We start from the raw sequence: 21,795 nt of genomic DNA on the forward strand, positions 1-21,795 counted from the left end.
GCACCCAGGGGGTTGCGAACCGTAGGCTCGCTCCGATGATCGCGTGGGCACACCGCTGGCAGATCCCTGTCTACCTGATGGGGATCGTCGTCGGCGCCAGCATCGGGCTGCTCGCGCCCAACGGTGCTCCCGTCTTCGAGGCACTCGTCACGCCCGCGCTCATCGCGTTGCTGTTCGCGACCTTCCTGGCCGTCCCCTTCGCCGAGATCGGTCGCGGCATCCGCGATGGACGATTCCTCGCCGCGGTCGTGCTCCTGAACTTCGTCGTCGTGCCGGTCGTGGTCTTCGCGCTCTCACGGTTCGTCGCGCACGATCGGGCCCTGCTCGTCGGTGTGCTCCTCGTGCTCCTGACGCCGTGCATCGACTACGTCATCGTGTTCACGCGACTCGCCGGCGGGGCAGCGTCGAAGCTGCTGGCGGTGTCGCCCCTGCTCCTGCTACTGCAGCTCGCTCTGCTGCCCGCGTTCCTCGGGCTCCTCGCCGGCCCCGATATCCTCCGCGTACTCGACATCGCGCCGTTCGTTCGCGCCTTCCTGCTCTTCCTCGCGCTGCCCCTCGGGCTCGCCGCCCTCACGCAACTCCTTGCTCGCAGATCCACGATCGCGCGGGGCATCGGGAGACCAATGGATGCCGGAATGGTCCCGATCACCGCGGTGACCCTGGCCATCGTCGTGGCGGCGCAGATCGACGTCGTCCACGCAGAGGTCCCGACGCTGCTGACCGTGGTGCCGATCTACGTCGCGTTCCTGCTCATCGCGGCGACCCTCGGTTTCCTCGTTGCGCGCACCTTCCGGCAGGACGTGGCATCGACCCGCGCGATCGTGTTCTCGGGAGCCACGCGGAACTCGCTCGTCATTCTCCCGCTCGCCCTGGCCCTCCCGGCCCCTCTCGCTCTGGCACCCGCTGCGGTCGTCATGCAAACGCTTGTCGAGCTGGTGGGCATGATCGTGTTGGTGCACGTTCTCCCGCTGCTGACCCGGCGACGACACTCCTGAGGCCGCGAGACTCAGTCCAGGCGGCGCGCGCCGGAATGTCGCTCTGCGTGCGCAAGGTAGGTCTGCGCGTTCCGTAGAATCCCCTCGCGCTCCTCCGCGGTCAGAGCGCGCCGCACCTTCGCCGGCACGCCCGCCACGAGCGATCCGTCGGGGACGACCGTACCTTCGAGCACGACCGCTCCCCCGGCGACGAGGCATCCTGCCCCGATCTTGGCGCCGGAGAGCACAACGCTCCCCATGCCGATGAGCGAGCCGTCACCGATCGTGCAGCCGTGCACGACCGCGTTGTGGCCGACCGACACGTCGGCGCCGATCGTGGCCGGACGCCCGCGATCCACGTGCACCGACACGTTGTCCTGCAGATTGCTGCGCGGGCCCAGCACGATCGCGGCACTGTCACCGCGCACCACGGCGTTGTACCAGACGCTCGACCCCTCGCTCAGGGTCACGTCGCCGACGATACGTGCTCCGGATGCCACGAACGCGGTGTCGTGCACCGTGGGGGCGGCATCGGGAAGGGCGAGGACCGTGGCATCCGGAGCGATCGTCATGCCGCGACATTACCGCGCTAGTGAGGTGAGGATTGCCTGCCTACCAGGGATTTAGCCGAGCCTCATCTTGCTTGCGGAATGTCCCAGCGTGAGTAGCGTTGCTCTCAACACGACTTCAGCGTTACCCGAGGAGATCTCATGAGCACCGTTCAGACGCCCGCCGCCACCACCGTCGACTCGACCATGGCCTCCAGCACCGCCCAGTTCCTCTCGCCCGTCGTCCTCGGCCTCGAGGCCCTCGTCGTCAACGGCAAGCAGGCGCACTGGCACGTGCGCGGGGCGAACTTCATCGGCGTGCACGAGCTGCTCGACACGGTTGTCGCTCACGCGCAGGACTGGGCCGACCTGGCGGCGGAGCGCATCGTCTCGCTGGGCCTGCCCGTCGACGCCCGTCTGACGACGGTCGCCGCCAAGGCCAAGGAGACGGCCGTCCCCGCCGGCTTCGCGCAGTCCGACGTCGTCATCCGCGCCGTTATCGCCGACATCGACGCCGTGCTCGTCGACATCCAGACCGCGATCGACGGTCTCGACGAGACCGACCTCACGAGCCAGGACGTCGCGATCGAGATCAAGCGCGGCCTCGACAAGGACCGCTGGTTCCTCTTCGCCCACCTCGCGGCCTGAGCTCCTTTTGAAAGGGGGCGGTGCTTCGGCACCGCCCCCTTTCGCTTCCCTTCGCGCGAGTCGCCAATTCTTGTCGCCTGAGGTCGGTCGTAGGCGACAAAACTTGGCGCCTCACGCACGGGGCACGCGCCGGGCGGGGGTCAGGACGTGTGGGTGACGCGACCGGCGAGAAGCGTCGTGCGCACCGGCATCCCGCGCAGTCCACGTTCGTCAGCGGTGAGCGGATCGTCGCCGACGATGACGAGATCGGCGCGCGCACCCGGCGTGATCTCCGCGGGAGCCGTCGAACCGCCGACCGTAGACGCGGCGATCGCGGTCTCGATCCCGATCCGCTGGTGCGGCTGCCACGCCTCCCGACCGTCGCGCGTGCGGAAGACGGCCGACGCCATCGCCGCCCAGGGGTCCAGCGGAGAGACGGGGGCGTCCGAACCCAACCGCAGGTTGGCGCCGCTGTCGACCAGGGCCCGCAGCGGGTAGGGCTGGGCGGACTGCTCGGCCCAGATGGCATCCGTCATGTCGCGGTCGTCGAGCGCGTGCTCGGGCTGCACACTCGCCGCTACCCCCAGCCGCGCGAACCGCGGGATGTCGGTGTGGGCCACCAACTGCGCGTGCTCGATCGTGCCGACCGCGCCCGTGCGCGCATAGGCGTCGAGGGCGTGCGTGTTCGCGACGTCACCGATCGCGTGGATCGCGCACTCCAGCCCCGCCGCGGTCGCTCGCGTCATCATGTCGACGAGCTCCTCGGGCGGAACGGTGAGGACGCCATAGTTGCCGGCCTCGTTCGCGTAGGGGTGCGTGCACGCGGCGGTGCGCGTGCCGAGGGAGCCGTCGGTGATCGCCTTGAGTGGCCCGACCCGCACGAGGTCGTGCGCGGCCCCGCGCACGGGGTCCCCGGTGCGCAGCCCCTGGGCGATCGCGCGGTCCAGGTGCCGGGGGTACGTGCCGTACGAGACCCGCAGCGTGTCGAAACCGCGCGCGACGCGACGTTGCCACGGCTCGTCGTTCCACGTCATGTCGAGGTCGACGAGCCCGACCACACCGCGCGCCGCGGCCGCGCGCGCCATGCGCTCGACGGCCCGATCCGCCGCGCTGGGGTCGACGGCGTTCACACGCCGCGAGATCTCGAACGCGTTCTCTTCGCGCAGCATCCCGGATGCCACGGGCTCGAAACCCTCGCGCCGGAACGCGGCCGAGTTCATCCAGACGCTGTGCACATCGGCATTAATGAGGTAGGTGGGGACAGAGCCGGTCGCGGCATCCAAGAGTTCGAGGCTCGGGTCGTCGGGCCACAGGCCGTCGCGGAATCCGGTGCCGATGCGACGCCCGTCACTCTCGGGAGCGAGGGCCATGACGGCGGCGGCGTCGCGGGCCGAGGCCACGTCGCCCAGCGGCACGCGGTCGCTCGTGAGCGCCGACTGCACCACGTGCACGTGATGGTCCCACAGCCCCGGGACGAGCCACCCGCCCTCACCTTCGATGACGAAACCCCGCGGCCGGAGGTTGCCGGTCGGGGCGATATCGGCGATACGGCCGTCGACGAGCACGAGGTCCACCGGGTCATCGGTGGGCAGGAACTCGCGCCCGGGGCCCGCGACGCGCACGGCGCGGACGAACCCCGCGGTCTCGCCGATCATGCGCGGGGGCGCGCGTCGGCGGCGCGGCGCATCTCGGCGGCCAGGATGGGGTTGGCGAACGGGCCCTCAGCGAGGCCGTCGATGATCGTGTCGACGACCTCGGGCGTGCGATTCTGGCTCAGCTTGCGCTTGGCGACAACACGGGTCGGGGTCAGACGGAACCCCACCGTGCCGCGCTCGAGCCGCTCGACGAACTCGGGGTCGTTCGGACGCTCGTAGAGGCCGCGCGCCTGGTCGCCGTCCCCCTCGAACCGCGCGACGAGCCGGTCGAGGATCCGCAGGTTTTCTTCGGCCGAGAGGAGCTCTGGAACGCCCGACAGGTGCGCTGAGACGAAGTTCCACGTCGGCACCGCCGCCACGTCGCCGTACCATCGCGGCGAGACGTACCCGTGGGGGCCCTGCACCACCACGAGGAGCTCTCGCTCGCCGAGACCGAGGATCGCGTCGTCGGGCTTACCCACGTGCCCCACGATGGTGAGGTCGTCGCGGTCGTCGTCGAGCAGGACGGCGTAGTGCGACGCGACGAGACCGTCAGCGCCGGAGGAGACGAGCGTCACCCACGGGTGACGGTCGATGAGACGGCGGATCTCACCGACGTCGGTCATCGCGAAGCTGGGGTTCTGACGCACCCGATCAGCCTAGAACGCGCGGCAGGTCACGCCTGGCAACGAGGGCACCAATAGAGCTTGCGCCCCGCGGCCTCCTCGACGAGCACCGTCGTCCCGCACACGCGACACGGGAGCCCCGCGCGGTGGTACACCCAGTGCCGGTCGTCGCGATGCGCCATCGCGCGACGGTACGCCGCGGGATCGAGATCGTCCATCGTCATCATCTGGCCCGACTCGACGCCGATCGCGAGCAGCCTCGCCCAGTCGCGCCACATCTCGCGCACGACCTCCTCGGGCACATCGCGCCCGGGAGTGTGCGGATTCTGGCGCGCACGGAAGAGGATCTCGGCGCGGTAGACGTTGCCGATGCCGCTCACGACCGCCTGGTCCATCAGCAGCAGACCGATCGCGGTGGGCTTGCGCCGCACCGTCGCCGTGAAGCGTTCCTCGCCCTCGGCGATGTCGTCGACGAGAGGGTCGGGCCCGAGCTTCGCGATCGTCGCCTGAACCTCGTCGGGTGTCTGCAGCGCGCAGGCGGTGGGGCCCCGAAGATCGGCGCACGTGGTCGACGTCAGCAGCCGCAGACGGACCGCGCCCACCACGGGCGGCGGCCACTCGACCTGCTCCTCGAGGCCGGTCGTCTGCTCCGACATGCGAATGCGGGCGCGCCGAGGAGCCCCGATCGAGGTGAGGGAGTTCTCGCCGGCGGCATCCAGAATCGGTTCGTCGAGGACGGTGCCGCGCTGATTGGTCTGGCCCATACGACCGTTCGCGGCCGCGATCGTGGCGTCGACCGCCACCTCGCCCGAGAAATCCCAGGCCCCGTACATGCCGAGGTGTACACGCAGCCAGACATCGCCATCGAACCGCAGGAACATCTGCTTGCCCACGGCCCGCACCTCAACAGCCTCACGACCGTCGATGATCGACGCGCCCTCGACGAAGCGCCCCTGAGGGCTGGATGCCGCGACGGTGCGACCCACGATGTTGCGGTCGAACTGCCGGGCGATTCGGTGGACGGAATGCCCTTCGGGCATCAGCCTGCCTCGGGGTCGAAGGAGTCGCTCGCGTCGAGCACGTCGGGGCGCGCGCTCGCCTCACGCGGATCGGGGAGCAGGGCGCCGTCGCGCTCGTAGGCCGCGAGCTGCCCGATGCGGCGCGCGTGGCGCTCTTCGCCCGAGAACGGCGTCGCGATGAAGCGGTCGATGAACGACACCGCCTCGTCGAACGTGTGCTGACGCGCGCCGATCGCGATCACGTTGGAATCGTTGTGCTCGCGCGCGAGCTCAGCCGTGGCCATGTTCCACACGAGCGCGGCGCGGACGCCGACGACCTTGTTGGCCGCGATCTGCTCGCCGTTGCCGGAGCCGCCGAACACCACACCGAGCGTCTCGACGCCGTCGGCCTGGTCGCGCACGACGGCCTGGGCGGCGCGGATGCAGAACGCCGGGTAATCGTCGAGCGGGTCGTACTCGATCGGTCCGTGATCGACGACCTCGTGGCCCTGTTCGGCCAGGTGGTGCTGAAGCTGGGTGGAGAACTCGAGACCGGCGTGATCGGTGCCGATGTGAATACGCATGCGCTCATCCTATTGAGGGCCGCCGACACCGCGGACGGACATGACGACGCCGCCCGCCCCGAAGGGGACGAGCGGCGTCGAAAGGCTCTCAAGGACGCAGGCCCGCGGCCACCGGCTTGAACCCGGCGCGAATGTTCTCGCAGCATCCCGGTCGGCACACGTCGAACCACGGACCGAGGTCGGTCACGTGCGGACGCTCGGACTGAGGCGTGCCCGCGAGACGCTCCTGGATGAGATCGACCAGACCCGAAACGTACGCCGGGTCGATGCCGGGAGTCGGGGTGCGCACCGCGCGGATGCCGGCTTCCTCGGCCGCCTCCATGGCCTCGGTATCGAGGTCCCAGAGCACCTCCATGTGGTCGCTGACGAAGCCGAGCGGGACGATCGCCACGGCCTCGACGCCACGGCTGGGGAGCTCGGCGATCACGTCGTTCACGTCGGGCTCGAGCCACGGCTGCGAGGCGGGGCCGGAGCGGGACTGGTAGACCAGCTCCCACTCGACGTCGGCGACCGCCGCGGCCACCTCGGCCATCACGTACGTGGCCACGGCCTTGTGCTGGGCCTCGTAGGCACCGCCCTCGCCGAAGTCGACGTCGCGCGGGCCCGAGCGCTGGGCATCGGCGGTGGGGATCGAGTGGGTGGAGAAGAGCACGCGGATCTTCTCGGGCGCGATGCCGTCGGCCACGTAGGTCGACACGGCATCCTTCACTCCCTCGACGAACGCGGAGACGAAGCCGGGGTGGTCGAAGAACTGGCGCACCTTGTCGATGGTCACCGTGTCGCCGAGTCCGGTGGACTCGAGCACGCGCGCGAAGTCCTCGCGGTACTGGCGGCAGCTCGAGAACGAGCTGTATGCGCTCGTCGCAACCGCGAGCAAAGTGGTGTCACCGGCCTCGGCCGCCTCGGTGACGGCCTCTTCGAGGTACGGCGCCCAGTTGCGGTTGCCCCAGTAGACCGGCAGGTTCAGCCCGCGACGCGCGATCTCGGCCTCGATCGCCGCCTTCAAATCGCGGTTCTGCTGGTTGATGGGGCTGATACCGCCGAAGTGACGGTAGTGGTGGGCCACCTCTTCGAGGCGCTCGTCGGGGATGCCGCGGCCGCGGGTGACGTTGCGCAAGAAGGGAATGACGTCCTCCTGGCCCTCGGGCCCGCCGAAGCCGGCGAGGAGGACCGCGTCGTATGCCACGGGCGTCTCGACCCACTTGGGTCCGGATGATGCGGCGGGAGACGCGTAGAGGACGGTCTCCGGGCTGGTGTCCATATCGGTCGTGCTCACCCCGACATCCTCGCACCTGAGCGGGGAGCCAGGTCGTGGGGTATCTCGACAGTAGGCTTATACGGTTGTCGTCGGCGCCAGCAGTGCCATTTGCGACGATCCACCCGCATCCTTGGGAGAACGCCAGTGCCAGGAGAGAACCTCACCCGCATCGAAGCGCAAGAGCGCCGCGCGATCGTCGACACGCGAGAGTACGACGTGCGCCTCGACCTCACGAGGGGCGACGAGGTGTTCGGTTCGGTCACCACCGTCCGCTTCGCCGCGACCGAGGGCGCCGCGACCTTCATCGACCTCATCGCCCGCTCGGTGAACGCGGTGACGCTCAACGGCCGTGACCTCGACCCGGCCGCGGTGTTCGCCGACTCCCGAATCGCCCTCGACGACCTTCAGGCCGAGAACGAGCTCGTCGTCGACGCCGACTGCGAGTACACCAACACGGGCGAGGGTCTGCACCGCTTCGTCGACCCCGTCGACGGCGAGGTGTACCTTTACACCCAGTTCGAGGTCCCCGACTCGCGCCGCGTGTTCACCGTGTTCGAGCAGCCCGATCTCAAGGCCGCCTTCACCTTCACGGTCACGGCCCCCGCCGAGTGGAAGGTCGTCTCGAACTCCCCCACGCCCGAGCCCGTCGACCTCGGCGGCGGTTCCGCGCAGTGGTCGTTCCCGGCCACCCCGCGCATCTCGTCGTACATCACCGCCCTCGTCGCCGGCCCCTACGAGGCGACGTTCTCCGAGCTCACCAGCGCTGACGGCCGCGTCATCCCCCTGGGTGTCTACGCGCGTAAGAGCCTGTGGCAGTTCCTCGACGCCGACTACGTCTTCGACAAGACCCGTCAGGGCTTCGCGTACTTCGAGGAGAAGTTCGGCTTCCCCTACCCCTTCGCCAAGTACGACCAGCTGTTCGTGCCCGAGTTCAACGCGGGTGCCATGGAGAACGCCGGTGCCGTGACGTTCACCGAGACCTACGTCTTCCGTAGCAAGGTCACGGATGCCGTGAAGGAGCGCCGCGTCGTCACGATCCTGCACGAGCTGGCGCACATGTGGTTCGGCGACCTCGTCACCATGAAGTGGTGGAACGACCTCTGGCTGAACGAGTCGTTCGCGGAGTGGGCCTCGACGATCGCCACCGCCGAAGCCACCGAGTGGGAGGCGGCCTGGACCACCTTCAACGCGATGGAGAAGACCTGGGCGTACCGCCAAGACCAGCTGCCCTCCACGCACCCCGTCGTCGCCGAGATCAACGACCTCGAAGACGTCCAGGTCAACTTCGACGGCATCACCTACGCCAAGGGCGGGTCGGTGCTCAAGCAGCTGGCGGCGTGGGTCGGCATCGAGCAGTTCTTCGCCGGCGTCGCCGCGTACTTCCAGAAGCACCAGTGGTCGAACACCGAGGTCGGCGATTTGCTCGTCGAGCTCGAGGCCACGAGCGGCCGCGACCTGGGCGACTGGGCGAAGAAGTGGCTCGAGACGGCGGGCGTCAACACCCTCTCCCCCCTCATCGAGCAGGACGAGCACGGGTCGATCACGCGCTTCGCGATCGTCCAGACCGCGCCCTCGGACTACCCGACGATCCGTCCGCACCGCCTCGCGGTGGGCTTCTACTCGCTCGACCGTTCCGGCAACCTCGAGCGCGTGCACCGCGTCGAGCTCGACGTCGACGGCGACCGCACCGAGGTGCCCGAGCTGCGTGGCATCCGTCGTCCTGACCTCGTGCTGCTCAACGACGACGATCTCGCCTACGCGAAGATCCGCCTCGATGAGCGTTCGCTGGCTACGGCCGTTGCCCACCTGAAAGACATCGCGAACCCGCTGGCGCGCTCGCTCGTCTGGGGCGCGGCGTGGGACCAGACCCGGGATGCCGAGGCCTCGGCGACCGCCTACATTGACCTGGTGCTGCGCAACATCGCCGCGGAGACCGAATCGACGACGGTCCGGACGACCCTGGCTCAGCTGCAGCTCGCCGCCAACAGCTACGTCGCCCCGGCGACCCGCGACGCCGCGCGCGAGCGCGTGGCCGACGGACTCTGGGAGCTCGCGCGCGCGGCGGAGGCGGGCAGCGACAGCCAGCTGCAGTTCGTGACCGCCTTCGCTTCGGCTGCGACGACCCCGGCGCACGTCGAGGCCGTGCGCGCATTGCGCGACGGCGAGACCGTGCTCGAGGGCCTCGAGATCGACACCGACCTCTCGTGGCAGTTGCTGGTGGCCCTGGCCGCCGGCGGCGCCGTCACCGCGGCCGACATCGACGCGGCTCGCGCGGCCGACAACACCGCCAAGGGCGGAGAGTTCGCCGCGCAGGCGAAGGCGGCCTTGCCCACCCACGAGGCGAAGCAGGAGGCCTGGAGCGCGCTCATCGACCGGGCCGACGCCCCGAACACGATCGTGCGCTCGGCCGCTCTCGGCTTCACGCACCCCGCGACCGTTGCCGTGCTCGCCGACTTCGTCGAGCCCTACTTCGCGATGCTGCTGCCGATCTGGGAGAGCCGCAGCTACCAGATCGCGCAGTACCTCATCGTGGGTCTCTACCCCGCCGCCCTGGCGAACCGCGAGTTGCGCGACGCCACCCGCGCGTGGCTGTCGGCGCACGCCGATGCGGCTCCGGCGCTGCGTCGCCTGGTGAGCGAGAATCTCGCGGGCGTCGAGCGCGCTCTCGCTGTTCAGGAGCGCGACGCGCAGTAGTCCCGGCATCGTCCGGCCCGTACGCCCCCTCCCCGCTCCGGCGGGAGGGGGCGTACCTCTTGCGATGTACGTCGCTCGCGACGATCAGTCTCACGGGGGATGCGCCCGAGTCCAGCGGATTCCTAGCCTGGACACATGATCGTCGCAGACCACCTCACCAAGAGATACGGCTCCCGCACCGCCGTGTCCGACGTCTCCTTCACCGTCACGCCCGGGCGCGTGACCGGCTTCCTCGGCCCCAACGGTGCCGGAAAATCGACCACGATGCGCATGATCGTGGGTCTCGACCGTCCGACCGCGGGCCGTGTCACGGTCAACGGCAAGCCGTATGACCGCCTCGCCGCGCCGCTCACCGAGGTCGGCATCCTTCTCGACGCCAAAGCCGTGCACACCGGCCGGTCGGCTCGCAACCATCTGCGGGTCATGGCCGCGACCCACGGGATCAGCCGTCGACGCGTCGACGACGTGATCGAGCTCACCGGCATCGCGTCGGTCGCCGACAAGCGCGCGGGTGGATTCTCGCTCGGCATGGGACAGCGGCTGGGGATCGCTGCCGCCCTCCTCGGCGACCCGCACACGCTGATCCTCGACGAACCCGTCAACGGCCTCGACCCCGAAGGCGTGCGCTGGGTGCGCGAGTTCGTGCGCCATGTCGCCGCCGAGGGGCGCACCGTCCTCCTCTCGAGCCACCTCATGAGCGAGATGGCGCAGACCGCCGACCACGTCATCGTCCTCGGCCGCGGCTCCGTGCTGGCCGACGCACCTCTCGACGAACTCGTCCGTTCCTGGACGCGGGCAGCCGTCCTCGTCCGCTCCCCCGACCTCACCCGGCTCGTTGAGATCCTCTCCGCCGAGGGGACGACCGCGGCACCGGCCGAGCCCGGCGCGGCACTCATCACCGGATCCACCGCGGCCGAGATCGGCGACATCGCCGCGCGGTACGGCATCCCGATTCGCGAACTCACTCCGCGTAGCGGATCGCTCGAAGAGGCCTATCTCGCCCTCACCGATGACGCTGTCGAGTACAAGACGAAGGAACTCGCATGACCACGACCACCTCCCCTCGCCGCGAAACGTTCGTTTCCGAGGCCAGTGGCCCCACGTTCGCCCGTGCGCTGCGCAGCGAGCTGCTGAAGCTCACCACTCTGCGGTCGACCTGGTGGGCGCTGGCCGTCGCGGCCGCGCTCTCGATCGGCATCGCCTATCTCTACTCCTCGGCCACCGACGGAGGATCGCCGGTCACGGCAACGCTCGTCTCGGCGCAGTTCACGATGCTCGTCGCGGGCATCCTCGGCGCCATCGCCGTCACCGGCGAGTACGCCACCGGCATGATCCGCTCGACGCTCACCGCCAACCCCCGCCGTGCGCAGGCCGCCTTGGCCAAGGCGCTCGCGATCGCCCTCGTGCTGGGCGCGGCGACGGTCGTGATCTCCCTCATCTGCCTCGCCGTCACCGTTCCGGCGGCGGCGGATGCCGTGCCGTGGGGCGACCCCGCGGCAGCCGTGATCCCGCTCGCGCTGGGTGTCGTCGCGATGGTCGCCTACGCGCTCATCGGCACCGGGTTCGGCCTGCTCATCCGCAACGGTGCCGGCGCCATCGCGGCGACCGTCGGCGTGCTGTTCGTCGCCCCGATCGCCTTCAACCTCTTCGCCCTCGGGGGTCCCTCGTGGCAGTGGGTCGTGGACCTCAGCCGCTACCTCCCGGTCTCCGCCGGCTCCGAGCTGAGCGCGGTGCCGACCGGCGACGTGCTCGTTCCGGCTCTCACTCTCGCCGCGTGGGTCGTGGGTCTGCTCACCGCCGGGATCGTCCTGCTCCAGCGGCGCGACGCGTAGCGACGGCCGACCGAGAGAGGGATGCCTCGGCGCTCAGGTGGCGCCGAGGCATCCCTGGCTAGCATGAGAACGATGTCTGTTCTCGCCAGCGCACCGGAACCGTCCTCCAGCCCCACCTCCCCCGCCGACTTCGTCGAGCCGGAGACATGGGCCTGGGTCGGTGTGCGCCTGCTGGAGATCGGCGGCGTGGTCCTCAGGATCCTCGCGATCATCATCGGCGTCGTCCTGACCGCGTGGCTCCTCCGCCTCCTCATTCGGCGAGTCGTGAACCGCATCGTCAACGGGGCCAAGAAGAACGCCCGCGTCGATGACACCCAGGCCATCGACCGGTCGCCCCTGGCGGCGGTCCGTCTCGTCCAGCGCACGCGCACCCTCGGAACGATCCTGCAGAACATCGTCAACGTGGTGCTGGTGGTCGTCGCCCTCGTCTGGATCGCCGGCATCGTCGCCCCCAATGCCCTCGCGTCACTCACCCTGCTCACCGCGGCGGTGGGCGCCGGTCTCGGCTTCGGGGCGCAGAACATCGTCAAAGACGTGCTGAACGGCATCTTCATCGTCGCCGAAGACCAGATCGGGATCGGTGATGTCGTCGACCTGGGTCTCGCGACCGGAATCGTGGAGTTCGTCAGCGTCCGCATCACGCACGTGCGCGACGTCAACGGAACGCTCTGGTACGTGCGCAACGGTGAGATCACGCGCATCGGCAACATGTCGCAGGGGTGGGCGCGCGTCATCATCGACCTGGCCGTCCCCGTCGATTCCGACATCGACCAGGTCGAGAAGGCGATGCTGGATGCCGCCCGCGGACTCGCGAAGGAACAGAAGTGGCGCTCTCGGATCATCGAGCAGCCCGAGATCTGGGGGCTGGAGTCCATCGGCGGTGACGCCCTCGTCATCCGTCTCGTGATGAAGACCCGCGCGGGCTCGAAAGACGATGTCGCCCGTGAACTGCGCATGCGCCTGAAGCGCGCCATCGACGCGATCGGCGTCACGCTTCCGTTGCTCAACTCGATCGTTCTCACCGGGTCGGATGGAGCACAGAGCATCCGCGGCGCCCATCCGCCGAAGACGAAGCCGACGCCGATCACCCCTCCCCCCGAGCGCCCGGTGTGGCGTCCGCGCCGTCGCAAGCTCGCCGTTTCCGAGACCGTCCTCGACGCGGACGCCACGGAGGTTCAGGCTGCCGCCGAGCACGCCGACCCCGTAGCCCCGAAGAAGACGAAGCCGCGGCGGCCGGCGGCATCCGCCACCCCCACGGCGCCGTCCACCGCCGCGGCGCAGCCCTCGACCGCGTCGACCGACGAGGTCGCCAAACCCACCCCTCCCGCCGTGCGGGCCGACGATGACGGAGCACCCGCGTGAGCGAACCGATCAGCTTCTACGAGCAGGCGGGGGGCATGGACACGTTCCGCCGACTCGTGGACGCCTTCTACCGCGGGGTGGCCGCCGACGAGGTGCTCAAGCCCATGTACCCCGAGGAAGACCTCAGGCCCGCCGCCGAGCGCCTGACCCTGTTCCTCGCGCAGTACTGGGGCGGCCCCACCACCTACAGCGAGACGCGCGGGCACCCCCGTCTGCGCATGCGGCACATGCCTTTCCACGTCGACCCCGACGCCCGCGACCGCTGGCTGCAGCACATGCGCGTCGCGGTCGACGAGGTCGCCCTGCCCCCCTCCCTCGAAGCACCTCTCTGGGACTACCTCGAGCGCGCCGCGCACGCCATGGTCAACACGTTCGAGCCCCGCGGCGTCGGCCCCTCGCGCGACGGGCGACCCGACACCGGCCTCCCCGTCCGCGCCGCGGACTGACCGGCACCGCCGGCCGCGCGGAGTATCGTCGCGCGGCGGCCTCGATACGGCACGACGGTCACCCGCGACGCCCGTGAGGTCACAGCCCCGTCGTGCGCACCGCGGTGAGTCCGGAACGCACCGGCCCGCGCACGAGGATGTGGCCTCTCGCGAGCGTGACGCGCGTCCACACCCCGCTGGTGCGCACTGCCGCCATCTCTGCGCCGGCGATGAACCCCAGCGCGAATGCCGCGAAAGCCGTCCCCAGGGGCAGACCGCCCAGTGCCTCGTCGGGCGGCCCCCACACTTGCGCGCGGACGAGCCGCACGACGTCCTCGCCCGCGTCGGACGGCACCGCGTCGGCGACGGCCGCAATGCCGTACTGCGCCCGAGCGGCGAGGACGGCGCTGTCGATCTCGTTGGTCGGGGTCCACCCGCTCCGCGGCGGCGAGACGCCCGCCCACGCCGGAGAGGTGGCCACCTCGGGCAGGACGACAGCCGCCGCGTCATCGGGGGCCGGAAGAAGGGCGGATGCCTCGACCACCAGGTCGCACTCGAGTTCGGGATCGACCGCGGACACGCGTAGGCCGAGCACCGTCGGAGTGGCATCCATGAGGCCCCGCGGAGCGAGCGGCGCCGACGTGGTGACGAGCACACCTCTGTCGGCGCGAAGGCGGACGGTGCCGTCGCCGAGACGGATAGCACGGGAGGCGAAGGTCAGCAGGTCGGCTGCCGCCTGCGGGTCGGGGAAGATCAGGCGCGCGGACACCCGCCCTAAACTACCAAGCGGCGCACGCTCGTGGCGCCGGAACGGGAGTGAGCGTGACCGACGCCAACGACCCCGTCGCCTCTCTGCTCGCGGTGCTCGACCTCCGCGACGCCGGCGCACGGACCACCGAAGACATCTTCACGGGCGTGTCGCAGCCCATGCCGTTCGGCCGCGTCTATGGCGGACAGGTCCTGGCGCAGTCGATCGTCGCGGCCTCTCGCACGCTCCCGCCCGAGCGCACGGTCCACTCGATGCACGGCTATTTCCTGCGGCCGGGCGATCCCACAGACGGCATCACGTTCTCGGTCGATCGCATCCATGACGGGCGCTCGTTCTCGACGCGCCGCACCCAGGCCTTCCAGGCGGGCGTGCCGATCTTCTCGATGATCGCGTCGTTCCAGGACGACGGCCCGGGCCTCGAACACGCCGAGCCCTTCCCCGAGGGGATCCCCCAACCAGAAGATCTGCCTCCCGTCGATACCGACGAGCTGCACCCGCTGAGCCGCCGGATGTTCGCCGATCGGCCCGTCGAGGTGCGGCACGTGCCCTCACCGGTCTACACCTCGGTCGAGGGGCCCCACGTCCCCCGCCAGGCGGTCTGGATGCGCACGCGGCGCGCGCTCCCCGACGACCCGGCGATCCACCGTGCGGCCCTGGCCTACCTCAGCGACCTCACGATCCAGGAGACCATCCTGCGCGGGCACGGCGTGCCCTGGAGCACCCCGGGTCTGCGCGTGGCGAGCCTCGACCACGCGATGTGGTGGCACCGTGCCGGACGGGTCGACGGCTGGCTGCTGTACGTGCAGGAATCCCCGAATGCCCGCGGCGGCCGGGGCCTGTCCACCGGGCGCATTTACACGCGCGAGGGCACATTGCTCGCGAGCGTGGCGCAGGAAGTCATGGTGCGGGTCCCGCAAGGCTGATCTCGCGCCGGGCCCCCGCCCGAGGGCGAGCCTGCGTCAGCGCCCCGCGGTGCGGCGGCGGTACTCGATGGGGTGACCCACATACGGCTGCCACGCGCGCCGCTCGGACTCGCTCCAGCGGATTGGCCGCCCGCTCGCGGTGTCGACCAGAACCACCACCGCGGTCGCCCGGGCATAGAGCATCCGCTCCGCTTCGCCGACGGGGCTGAAGACCTCGAAGCAGATATCGGCGCTCGATCCGCCCATTGCCCCGATCCAGAGCCGCACGTCGAGCGGGCGCTGACTGTACGGGACCGGCCGCAGGTACTCGATCTCCTGGCGGGCGATGAGCGTGGCGCGCTCTCCGCCACTCTCAAGCACGTCCATGTCGAACACCGCCGTCGGCAGGGCCTCGCCGTCGCCGTCGGCGCGCCAGAATGCGCGGAGACGCGCCTCCTCGAGGAGCTTCAGCATCGAGGTGTTGTTGACGTGGCCGAGCGCGTCAAGGTCGCCCCAGCGGAGATGAATGGGGACGTGAACCGCCCGGGGAGCGACCTCAGCCGCACCCCCGGGCATCTCGCGGTCGTCAGTCACGCGTGAGCTTGCGGTAGCTCGAGCGCGAGGCGTTCGCGGCATCCGGGCCGAAACGCTCGATCTTGTTGGCCTCGTACGCCTCGAAGTTGCCCTCGAACCAGTGCCACTGGTCGGGCTTCTCGTCGGTGCCCTCGTAGGCCAGAATGTGCGTCGCGATGCGGTCGAGGAACCACCGGTCGTGCGTGATGACCACAGCGCAACCGGGGAACTCGAGCAGGGCGTTCTCGAGCGAGCTGAGCGTCTCGACATCGAGGTCGTTGGTCGGCTCGTCGAGGAGCAGCAGGTTGCCGCCCTCCTTGAGCGTCAGCGCCAGGTTCAGGCGGTTGCGCTCACCACCGGACAGCACACCGGCCTTCTTCTGCTGGTCGGGCCCCTTGAAGCCGAACTTCGACACGTAGGCGCGCGAGGGGATCTCGGTCTTTCCGACCGTGATGATGTCGAGACCGTCGGACACGACCTCCCACAGTGTCTTGTCGGGATCGATGTTCGCCCGTGACTGGTCGACGTAGCTGATCTTGACCGTCTCACCGATCTTCAGCGTGCCCCCGTCGAGGGGCTCGAGGCCGACGATCGTCTTGAACAGGGTCGTCTTTCCGACACCGTTGGGGCCGATCACGCCGACGATGCCGTTGGGCGGAAGGTTGAAGCTCAGGTTGCTGATGAGCGAGCGGTCGCCGAAGCTCTTCTCGAGCTTCTTGGCGTCGATCACGATGCTGCCGAGGCGCGGACCCGCGGGGATCTGGATCTCGTCGAAGTCCAACTTGCGCGTGCGCTCGGCCTCGGCGGCCATCTCTTCGTAGCGCGCGAGGCGGGCCTTCGACTTGACCTGACGCCCCTTGGCGTTGGAGCGCACCCACTCGAGTTCTTCTTTGAGGCGCTTGGCGAGCTTGGCATCTTTCTTGCCCTGGACGTCGAGGCGCTGGCCCTTCTTCTCGAGGTAGGTCGAGTAGTTGCCCTCGTACGGGTAGAGGTGCCCGCGGTCGACCTCGGCGATCCACTCCGCGACGTTGTCGAGGAAGTACCGGTCGTGGGTGATGGCGATGACGGCACCCTTGTAGGCCTTGAGGTGCTGCTCAAGCCAGAGCACGCTCTCGGCGTCGAGGTGGTTGGTGGGCTCGTCGAGCAGCAGCAGGTCGGGCTTCTGCAGCAGCAGCTTCGCGAGGGCGACGCGGCGGCGCTCACCACCGGAGAGCGGCACGACGGAGGCGTCGGCCGGCGGGGTGCGCAGGGCGTCCATCGCCTGTTCGAGCTGGGAGTCGAGGTCCCACCCGTCGGCAGCGTCGATCTCTTCCTGCAGGGTGCCCATCTCGGCGAGCAGGGCGTCGAAGTCGGCGTCGGGGTCGGCCATGAGCGCGGAGATCTCGTTGAAGCGATCGAGCTTCGGCTTGATCGCGACGCCGTCCTGGATGTTCTCGAGCACCGTCTTGCTGTCGTCGAGCTCGGGCTCCTGCATGAGGATGCCCACCGTGAAACCGGGGCTCAGCCGCGCCTCGCCGTTGGATGGCGTGTCGAGGCCGGCCATGATCTTGAGGATCGTGGACTTACCCGCGCCGTTCGGACCGACCATGCCGATCTTGGCGCCGGGCAGGAACGACATCGTGACGTCGTCGAGGATGAGCTTGTCGCCCACGGCCTTGCGGGCGCGGACCATGGAGTAGATGTATTCGGCCATCGAGGAGTACCACCTTCGATCGGGGATGAGGGCCGCGCCCTCCCGGAATGCCGAGACACATCTCAACGAGGCACACGGGCGCGCGGAAGTCGTGACCAGCCTACCAACCCGGGTCGCGGCGCCGCCCGCCCAGTGATTCTCGAGCGGTCCAGCCCACGTCGAGCACCCCTGAGAGCTCCCCGCGCGTCACCAGTCGATCGCGCGCGTCTGCCCGATCAGGCACCCTCCGGCCGACAGACCGGGGAGGACTGTCGTCACGGGCGAACCGATGGACGGACCGACCTGTCCGACGAGGCAGTCTTCTCCCCACCGGACCGAGAACTCGATGCTCTCGGCGGGATTGCCAATCGTGGTGCTGTCGGGGGTGACCTGCATCGCCGACCGGTCGTAGCCTGCGGTGACGAGCGCGTCGATGTACGCCCGCCCGGACACCTGGTCGGGGCCGGCCCAGACCTGCGCCACCACCTCAGTGAACAGCGGCAGGTTGTCGGACGCTGTTCCCTCCGGCACGAGGGCCGCGGGGGCGGGTGCCGGGGCCGAGGGGTCCGCAACGCTCGACGCCGATGGCGACTCCGCCCCGGGAGTCTCGGTCGACGGGACCTCCGGAGAGCAGCCCGTCAGCACGACGGCGGTCGCGAGGACCAGCAGAACGGCCGAACGGGGCTTCACGCGGATCACCCGCCCGAGTCTACGTTCCCGACCGCAACGGCCGACCTCCCTAGAAGGGAGTCGGGTCACCGACCTCCGCCAGGGAGTCTGCCGCGCGTTCGGCGGTCACGTTCGGCGCTGGGTCGGCATCGACATCCTCGTCCAGGGGTGCAGCCCCCGGAACGGCCCAGCCGTCGGCATCCGTCGCGGGTGCCTCTGCCGTCGGCCGGCCCGCGTCACCCCCGGCCGGAGTGGCGGCACGTGCGGGGCGGGAGAAGATGGAGACCCCCCACCGCAGATCGTGTCCGATCGCGTCGGCGCTGACGTCGGCGCTCACCCCTCGCTTGGTCTCGGTCTCCCACTCCCGCAGTCGCAATCGCCCGGCCACGATGATCCGTTCGCCCTTGCGGATCGACGACAGCGCGTGTCGTCCCAGTTCCCCGAAGACCGAGACGGCGTAGTAGTTGGTGTGCCCGTCGACCCACTGGCCGCGTTCGCGGTCGAAGCGGCGTTCACTGACGGCGAGCCGGAGCGCGGCGATGGGATCGCCACCGCGCGTTGCGCGCTCCTCCGGGTCTCCGACGACGTTGCCGACGAGGGTGATGTGGTCGCTCATGATGGTGTCCTCTCGTGATCGTGTGCTCCGGCACCCGTGTGCCCGACGGATGCCGGAGACAACGTCAGGATGACCGTTCTCGTCGACGCGCCGACCGGCAAAACGGGCGGTCGGTGGAGAGATCACGAAGTCCGCCCCCTGGGGAGGAGTCACGGCGGCGACCGTCGACAGCAATGTCGGAGGCCACTCCTACCGTGAGGGCATGAGCACCGTCCTCTGGAACGACCTCGCACCGGCCCCGCGCCCGGCCGGGTGGGGTGCAGCGACGCATGTCGCCGCCGGCCTGTGGCGCATCGCCGACCCGCGGGGCGTCGTGGTCGGTCACGTGCGCGCGATCGCCGCCGACGAAGGCTGGCGTTACGCGGCCGAGCGTTTCCACACGGCCTCCGGTCGATTCCGCCGGCTCGGGGAGTTCTGGTCCTCGGCCGATGCCCTCGAGTGCCTTCGATATGCGCGCTGATCCTCGCCGCACCGTGGCCCGATGACCTCAGACGACCGCCGCGAGATCGTCGAGCGACGTGTGCGACGTGGTGCCACGCACCTCGTGCCACGACGACCGCAGCACGTCTACAGCACGCTCGAGCGTGTGCGCAGCTGCGGTGAAGGGGATGCGCAGGCGACGGTCATGACCGCCGTCGACGGCGAACCGCGAACCCGCCGAAAGCAACAGCCCGCGGGAGCGGGCGTTCATGACCAGCGGCGTACTCACGGGCTCCCCGATCCCGACCCACAGCGAGACGCCGCCTCTCGGCGCGGGCACCTCCCACTCGGGCAGCGCACTCGCCAGGGCTCGTGTCACCGCGTCGCGGCCGGCACGCAAGACGGCCGCACGCTGCGCGGCGATTTCGTCCAGCCGTGCGACAAGCCGGGTGGCGACCGCCTGTTCGAACTCGGGGGTGCCGAGGTCGTGTACGGGGCGACCGCTGGCGAGACGCCGGACGACGTCGGTATGCGCGCGCACCCAGCCCACCCGAAGTCCGCCCCAGACCGTCTTTCCCATCGACCCCACCCGAATGATCCGGTCGGAGTCAGGGAAAACCGCCGGCGGGGTTTCGCGATCGATGTCGAGCTCGGCGGTCGTCTCATCGAGCACGAGGAAGGTGCCGGCCACCTGCGCTCCCTCGACGAAGGCGCGCGCCTCCGCGGACGTCATCGTGCGGCCGGTGGGGTTCTGGAAGTTCGGCATGAGATAGGCGAGCGACGGAAGCACGCGGGCGAACGTCTGCGCGGCGCGATCGAGATCCCACCCGTCGTCCGGCGATACCGGCACACCCACCAGGCGTGCCCCGACCGCGCGGAAGGCATCCGCACCGTGCGGGTACGTCGGAGTCTCGATGAGAACACGGTCGGCGCGCGCGAGGAGGACGGAGGCGATCAGGTGCAGGGCGCTCTGCGCGCCGGTGGTGATGAGGATCTGGTCGGCATCGGTCGGCAGGCCCTGCGCGCGGTACCGCTGAGCGAGAGCCTCGCGCAGCTGAACGTCGCCGACGACGTCGTATCCCGTTCGGGCCACCAGGGCCGCTGCCTCGCCCGCCACCTCGGTGATCACCGCCGGGAGCCCGGGCCAGGCCGCCGGGCTCGCCTGCTGCAGGTCGATGACGCCGTCGCGCCGGGTGTCGCTCCCCGGGTCCGTCCGTCGCAGAGGCAAGGTCACGCTGCCGCTGCCGCGGACGCTCTCGATGTGCGCCGTGTCGCGAAGGCTCCGGTACGTGGCCGCGATCGTCGTGCGGCTGAGGTTGAGCGCCGCCGCCAATTCACGCTCGGCGGGGAGCGCTGTGCGCGGGGCGATGCGATTGTCCAAGCACATCAGACGGATGGCATCAGCCAATGACTCATACGCGGGCCCGCGTCCGCGCCACCCTCCGAGGGCTTCCGCCAACGCGCGAGCCGAGATCCGGGAATCCATGGGGCCAGAGTAGGGCAATTGGCCCTGCGGCTCGAATCCAATGACGTGATTGGATTTCTACGTGATGTCCCGAACGCTCCGCCTTCTCGTCGGTCTCGCTCTCTACGGGTTCGGCTGCGCGCTCACCGTGGCCGCGGGCCTCGGCGTCGACCCGTGGACCGTTTTCGCCGAAGGTCTCTCGCGTGTCACGGGGATCGGCATCGGCTGGATCACGAACATCGTCGGCCTCAGCGTCCTCGTGCTGTGGATCCCCCTCCGCCAGCGTCCGGGAATCGGCACCGTGGCGAACATTCTTCTCGTGGGCACGAGCATGCAGATCGCCCTCGGGTTCCTTCCGACCGCGACCGACGCCCTGTGGCAGGTCGTGATGCTGGTCACCGGCGTTGTGACGGTGGCCGTGGCATCCGGTCTGTACATCGGCGCGCACTTCGGACCCGGACCGCGCGACGGACTGATGACCGGCCTGCACTCCCGGTTCGGTTGGCCGATCTGGGCGTGCCGCCTCGGCGTCGAGGGGTCGGTCCTCGTCGCCGGATGGCTTCTCGGGGGAACCGTGGGCATCGGAACGGTCGTGTTCGCGCTCGGGATCGGACCGCTGGTGCACGTCGCGCTCCCGCTCCTGGCAGCCCCCGAGCCGCACCGGCGCCGCCGCGCGGCCGCACGGGTCTAATCGGGTCTCACACCGCGACGAAGTGCGCGCGACCCGCGGCGGCGGTCAGTGCGCGCGGAACTCGGGCCGGTCGCTGCCCGGCTTCAGGTGCGCGTGCAGCGCACTCTTGGCGATCTCGAGGGTCGGATACACACCGAGCTGCTCGTCCTTTCCGGCCATGTGTACGGCATAGCCGGCGGCATCCTTCTGGATCTTCCCCACGACGCCGCTCGGGCCGTACGCCACCCACAGGCGTCGTGTCATCGTCTCGGACATGTCGTTCCTTTCATTCGACGTGGCCGCACGCTACGCCGACGCCACACGAAGCACCAGGGGGTGCATGACACCGCACGAACCCGGGGCGATATCCTGGACCGCGACCCCCAGTAGCTCAGTGGATAGAGCAGCGGCCTTCTAATCCGCCGGTCACACGTTCGAATCGTGTCTGGGGGACCGATCTGGCCCCGGGGCCCCTCA

23 protein-coding genes and 1 tRNA gene are annotated in these 21,795 nt (G+C 69.7%); 11 read left to right on the top strand and 13 right to left on the bottom strand.

Annotation, left to right across the window (positions count from 1 at the left end; translation table 11 throughout):
* The first annotated feature begins 35 nt into the window (after positions 1-35).
* Positions 36-995, top strand: a complete 960-nt coding sequence (locus ACU6WY_RS07870) for an arsenic resistance protein (RefSeq protein ID WP_483819127.1) — start codon at positions 36-38, stop codon at positions 993-995.
* 11 nt (positions 996-1,006) lie between these two features.
* Here ACU6WY_RS07870 and ACU6WY_RS07875 read toward each other — a convergent pair whose 3' ends face one another.
* Positions 1,007-1,546, bottom strand: coding sequence for a gamma carbonic anhydrase family protein (locus tag ACU6WY_RS07875; protein ID WP_483819128.1), 540 nt, complete (start codon positions 1,544-1,546; stop codon positions 1,007-1,009).
* Between the two features lie 138 nt (positions 1,547-1,684).
* Between ACU6WY_RS07875 and ACU6WY_RS07880 the strand changes: the two genes are divergently transcribed.
* Complete coding sequence (locus ACU6WY_RS07880) at positions 1,685-2,170, top strand: Dps family protein (protein WP_483819129.1); 486 nt, start codon at positions 1,685-1,687, stop codon at positions 2,168-2,170.
* A 140-nt stretch (positions 2,171-2,310) separates the two neighbouring features.
* Here ACU6WY_RS07880 and ACU6WY_RS07885 read toward each other — a convergent pair whose 3' ends face one another.
* From ACU6WY_RS07885 to ACU6WY_RS07905, 5 genes are all read right to left on the bottom strand, one after another.
* Positions 2,311-3,804: an amidohydrolase gene (locus ACU6WY_RS07885; RefSeq protein ID WP_483819130.1), complete on the bottom strand. Its 1,494-nt coding sequence runs from the start codon at positions 3,802-3,804 to the stop codon at positions 2,311-2,313.
* A complete protein-coding gene (locus ACU6WY_RS07890) occupies positions 3,801-4,433 on the bottom strand; it encodes an FMN-binding negative transcriptional regulator (RefSeq protein WP_483819131.1) in 633 nt (210 codons plus the stop codon). The genes ACU6WY_RS07885 and ACU6WY_RS07890 overlap by 4 nt, the downstream gene beginning before the upstream one ends.
* Positions 4,434-4,459: 26 nt before the next feature.
* Entirely contained in the window at positions 4,460-5,449 is a 990-nt protein-coding gene (locus ACU6WY_RS07895) for an Fpg/Nei family DNA glycosylase (RefSeq protein ID WP_483819132.1), read from the bottom strand.
* A complete protein-coding gene (locus ACU6WY_RS07900) occupies positions 5,449-5,991 on the bottom strand; it encodes a ribose-5-phosphate isomerase (RefSeq protein WP_483819133.1) in 543 nt (180 codons plus the stop codon). Before ACU6WY_RS07900 ends, ACU6WY_RS07895 begins: the two co-directional genes overlap by 1 nt.
* Before the next feature lie 88 nt (positions 5,992-6,079).
* Positions 6,080-7,252 carry a ferrochelatase gene (locus tag ACU6WY_RS07905; RefSeq protein ID WP_483821876.1) on the bottom strand — a complete coding sequence of 391 codons (1,173 nt, stop codon included), beginning with the start codon at positions 7,250-7,252 and terminating at the stop codon, positions 6,080-6,082.
* 141 nt (positions 7,253-7,393) lie between these two features.
* On the opposite strand from ACU6WY_RS07905, the gene pepN reads away from it, so the two are divergent.
* From pepN to ACU6WY_RS07930, 5 genes are all read left to right on the top strand, one after another.
* Positions 7,394-9,943 (top strand): aminopeptidase N, encoded by a 2,550-nt coding sequence (pepN, locus tag ACU6WY_RS07910; RefSeq protein WP_483819134.1) that lies wholly within the window; start codon positions 7,394-7,396, stop codon positions 9,941-9,943.
* Between the two features lie 135 nt (positions 9,944-10,078).
* Positions 10,079-10,990, top strand: a complete 912-nt coding sequence (locus ACU6WY_RS07915) for an ABC transporter ATP-binding protein (protein ID WP_483819135.1) — start codon at positions 10,079-10,081, stop codon at positions 10,988-10,990.
* Positions 10,987-11,775, top strand: a complete 789-nt coding sequence (locus ACU6WY_RS07920; RefSeq protein ID WP_483819136.1) for an ABC transporter permease — start codon at positions 10,987-10,989, stop codon at positions 11,773-11,775. Before ACU6WY_RS07915 ends, ACU6WY_RS07920 begins: the two co-directional genes overlap by 4 nt.
* 72 nt (positions 11,776-11,847) lie before the next feature.
* The gene (locus ACU6WY_RS07925) at positions 11,848-13,137 is read left to right on the top strand and encodes a mechanosensitive ion channel family protein (protein WP_483819137.1); all 1,290 of its coding nucleotides are present in this window, start codon (positions 11,848-11,850) and stop codon (positions 13,135-13,137) included.
* A complete protein-coding gene (locus ACU6WY_RS07930) occupies positions 13,134-13,583 on the top strand; it encodes a globin (protein ID WP_483819138.1) in 450 nt (149 codons plus the stop codon). The genes ACU6WY_RS07925 and ACU6WY_RS07930 overlap by 4 nt, the downstream gene beginning before the upstream one ends.
* 79 nt (positions 13,584-13,662) lie before the next feature.
* Here the strand turns inward: ACU6WY_RS07930 and ACU6WY_RS07935 are convergent, their stop codons facing one another.
* A complete protein-coding gene (locus tag ACU6WY_RS07935; RefSeq protein WP_483819139.1) occupies positions 13,663-14,331 on the bottom strand; it encodes a DUF8185 domain-containing protein in 669 nt (222 codons plus the stop codon).
* A 53-nt stretch (positions 14,332-14,384) separates the two neighbouring features.
* Here ACU6WY_RS07935 and ACU6WY_RS07940 point away from each other — a divergent pair, with 53 nt between their 5' ends.
* Complete coding sequence (locus ACU6WY_RS07940) at positions 14,385-15,254, top strand: acyl-CoA thioesterase (RefSeq protein ID WP_483819140.1); 870 nt, start codon at positions 14,385-14,387, stop codon at positions 15,252-15,254.
* Between the two features lie 36 nt (positions 15,255-15,290).
* Here ACU6WY_RS07940 and ACU6WY_RS07945 read toward each other — a convergent pair whose 3' ends face one another.
* The 4 genes from ACU6WY_RS07945 to ACU6WY_RS07960 all read right to left on the bottom strand — a co-directional run bounded on the left by ACU6WY_RS07945 (position 15,291) and on the right by ACU6WY_RS07960 (position 18,763).
* A complete protein-coding gene (locus ACU6WY_RS07945; protein ID WP_483821877.1) occupies positions 15,291-15,809 on the bottom strand; it encodes an acyl-CoA thioesterase in 519 nt (172 codons plus the stop codon).
* A gap of 10 nt (positions 15,810-15,819) precedes the next feature.
* Positions 15,820-17,499 (bottom strand): energy-dependent translational throttle protein EttA, encoded by a 1,680-nt coding sequence (gene ettA, locus ACU6WY_RS07950; RefSeq protein ID WP_483819141.1) that lies wholly within the window; start codon positions 17,497-17,499, stop codon positions 15,820-15,822.
* 186 nt (positions 17,500-17,685) lie between these two features.
* Positions 17,686-18,177 carry a DUF6993 domain-containing protein gene (locus ACU6WY_RS07955; RefSeq protein ID WP_483819142.1) on the bottom strand — a complete coding sequence of 164 codons (492 nt, stop codon included), beginning with the start codon at positions 18,175-18,177 and terminating at the stop codon, positions 17,686-17,688.
* Between the two features lie 40 nt (positions 18,178-18,217).
* Positions 18,218-18,763: a single-stranded DNA-binding protein gene (locus tag ACU6WY_RS07960; RefSeq protein ID WP_483819143.1), complete on the bottom strand. Its 546-nt coding sequence runs from the start codon at positions 18,761-18,763 to the stop codon at positions 18,218-18,220.
* A gap of 202 nt (positions 18,764-18,965) precedes the next feature.
* Here ACU6WY_RS07960 and ACU6WY_RS07965 point away from each other — a divergent pair, with 202 nt between their 5' ends.
* The gene (locus ACU6WY_RS07965; protein WP_483819144.1) at positions 18,966-19,223 is read left to right on the top strand and encodes a hypothetical protein; all 258 of its coding nucleotides are present in this window, start codon (positions 18,966-18,968) and stop codon (positions 19,221-19,223) included.
* A 27-nt stretch (positions 19,224-19,250) separates the two neighbouring features.
* Here ACU6WY_RS07965 and yczR read toward each other — a convergent pair whose 3' ends face one another.
* Positions 19,251-20,669 carry a MocR-like transcription factor YczR gene (yczR, locus tag ACU6WY_RS07970; protein WP_483819145.1) on the bottom strand — a complete coding sequence of 473 codons (1,419 nt, stop codon included), beginning with the start codon at positions 20,667-20,669 and terminating at the stop codon, positions 19,251-19,253.
* A 64-nt stretch (positions 20,670-20,733) separates the two neighbouring features.
* On the opposite strand from yczR, the gene yczE reads away from it, so the two are divergent.
* A complete protein-coding gene (gene yczE / locus ACU6WY_RS07975; protein WP_483819146.1) occupies positions 20,734-21,339 on the top strand; it encodes a membrane protein YczE in 606 nt (201 codons plus the stop codon).
* Between the two features lie 45 nt (positions 21,340-21,384).
* Here yczE and ACU6WY_RS07980 read toward each other — a convergent pair whose 3' ends face one another.
* Positions 21,385-21,594, bottom strand: a complete 210-nt coding sequence (locus ACU6WY_RS07980; RefSeq protein ID WP_483819147.1) for a methyltransferase — start codon at positions 21,592-21,594, stop codon at positions 21,385-21,387.
* 104 nt (positions 21,595-21,698) lie between these two features.
* Here ACU6WY_RS07980 and ACU6WY_RS07985 point away from each other — a divergent pair.
* Positions 21,699-21,771 (top strand) — tRNA-Arg (locus ACU6WY_RS07985).
* Positions 21,772-21,795 lie beyond the last annotated feature (24 nt).

Source organism: Microbacterium sp. ZW3a (assembly GCF_057167165.1).

Excerpts from the sequence above, each read along its gene's own strand:
- ACU6WY_RS07965 (WP_483819144.1), top strand. The coding sequence starts at position 18,966 with ATGAGCACCGTCCTCTGGAACGACCTCGCACCGGCCCCGCGCCCGGCC.
- ACU6WY_RS07880 (WP_483819129.1), top strand. The coding sequence starts at position 1,685 with ATGAGCACCGTTCAGACGCCCGCCGCCACCACCGTCGACTCGACCATG.
- ACU6WY_RS07925 (WP_483819137.1), top strand. The coding sequence starts at position 11,848 with ATGTCTGTTCTCGCCAGCGCACCGGAACCGTCCTCCAGCCCCACCTCC.
- yczR (WP_483819145.1), bottom strand. The coding sequence starts at position 20,669 with ATGGATTCCCGGATCTCGGCTCGCGCGTTGGCGGAAGCCCTCGGAGGG.
- ACU6WY_RS07960 (WP_483819143.1), bottom strand. The coding sequence starts at position 18,763 with ATGAGCGACCACATCACCCTCGTCGGCAACGTCGTCGGAGACCCGGAG.
- ettA (WP_483819141.1), bottom strand. The coding sequence starts at position 17,499 with ATGGCCGAATACATCTACTCCATGGTCCGCGCCCGCAAGGCCGTGGGC.
- ACU6WY_RS07885 (WP_483819130.1), bottom strand. The coding sequence starts at position 3,804 with ATGATCGGCGAGACCGCGGGGTTCGTCCGCGCCGTGCGCGTCGCGGGC.
- ACU6WY_RS07870 (WP_483819127.1), top strand. The coding sequence starts at position 36 with ATGATCGCGTGGGCACACCGCTGGCAGATCCCTGTCTACCTGATGGGG.
- yczE (WP_483819146.1), top strand. The coding sequence starts at position 20,734 with ATGTCCCGAACGCTCCGCCTTCTCGTCGGTCTCGCTCTCTACGGGTTC.
- ACU6WY_RS07915 (WP_483819135.1), top strand. The coding sequence starts at position 10,079 with ATGATCGTCGCAGACCACCTCACCAAGAGATACGGCTCCCGCACCGCC.
- ACU6WY_RS07900 (WP_483819133.1), bottom strand. The coding sequence starts at position 5,991 with ATGCGTATTCACATCGGCACCGATCACGCCGGTCTCGAGTTCTCCACC.
- ACU6WY_RS07895 (WP_483819132.1), bottom strand. The coding sequence starts at position 5,449 with ATGCCCGAAGGGCATTCCGTCCACCGAATCGCCCGGCAGTTCGACCGC.
- ACU6WY_RS07875 (WP_483819128.1), bottom strand. The coding sequence starts at position 1,546 with ATGACGATCGCTCCGGATGCCACGGTCCTCGCCCTTCCCGATGCCGCC.
- ACU6WY_RS07905 (WP_483821876.1), bottom strand. The coding sequence starts at position 7,252 with ATGGACACCAGCCCGGAGACCGTCCTCTACGCGTCTCCCGCCGCATCA.
- ACU6WY_RS07980 (WP_483819147.1), bottom strand. The coding sequence starts at position 21,594 with ATGTCCGAGACGATGACACGACGCCTGTGGGTGGCGTACGGCCCGAGC.
- ACU6WY_RS07920 (WP_483819136.1), top strand. The coding sequence starts at position 10,987 with ATGACCACGACCACCTCCCCTCGCCGCGAAACGTTCGTTTCCGAGGCC.
- ACU6WY_RS07945 (WP_483821877.1), bottom strand. The coding sequence starts at position 15,809 with ATGCCCGGGGGTGCGGCTGAGGTCGCTCCCCGGGCGGTTCACGTCCCC.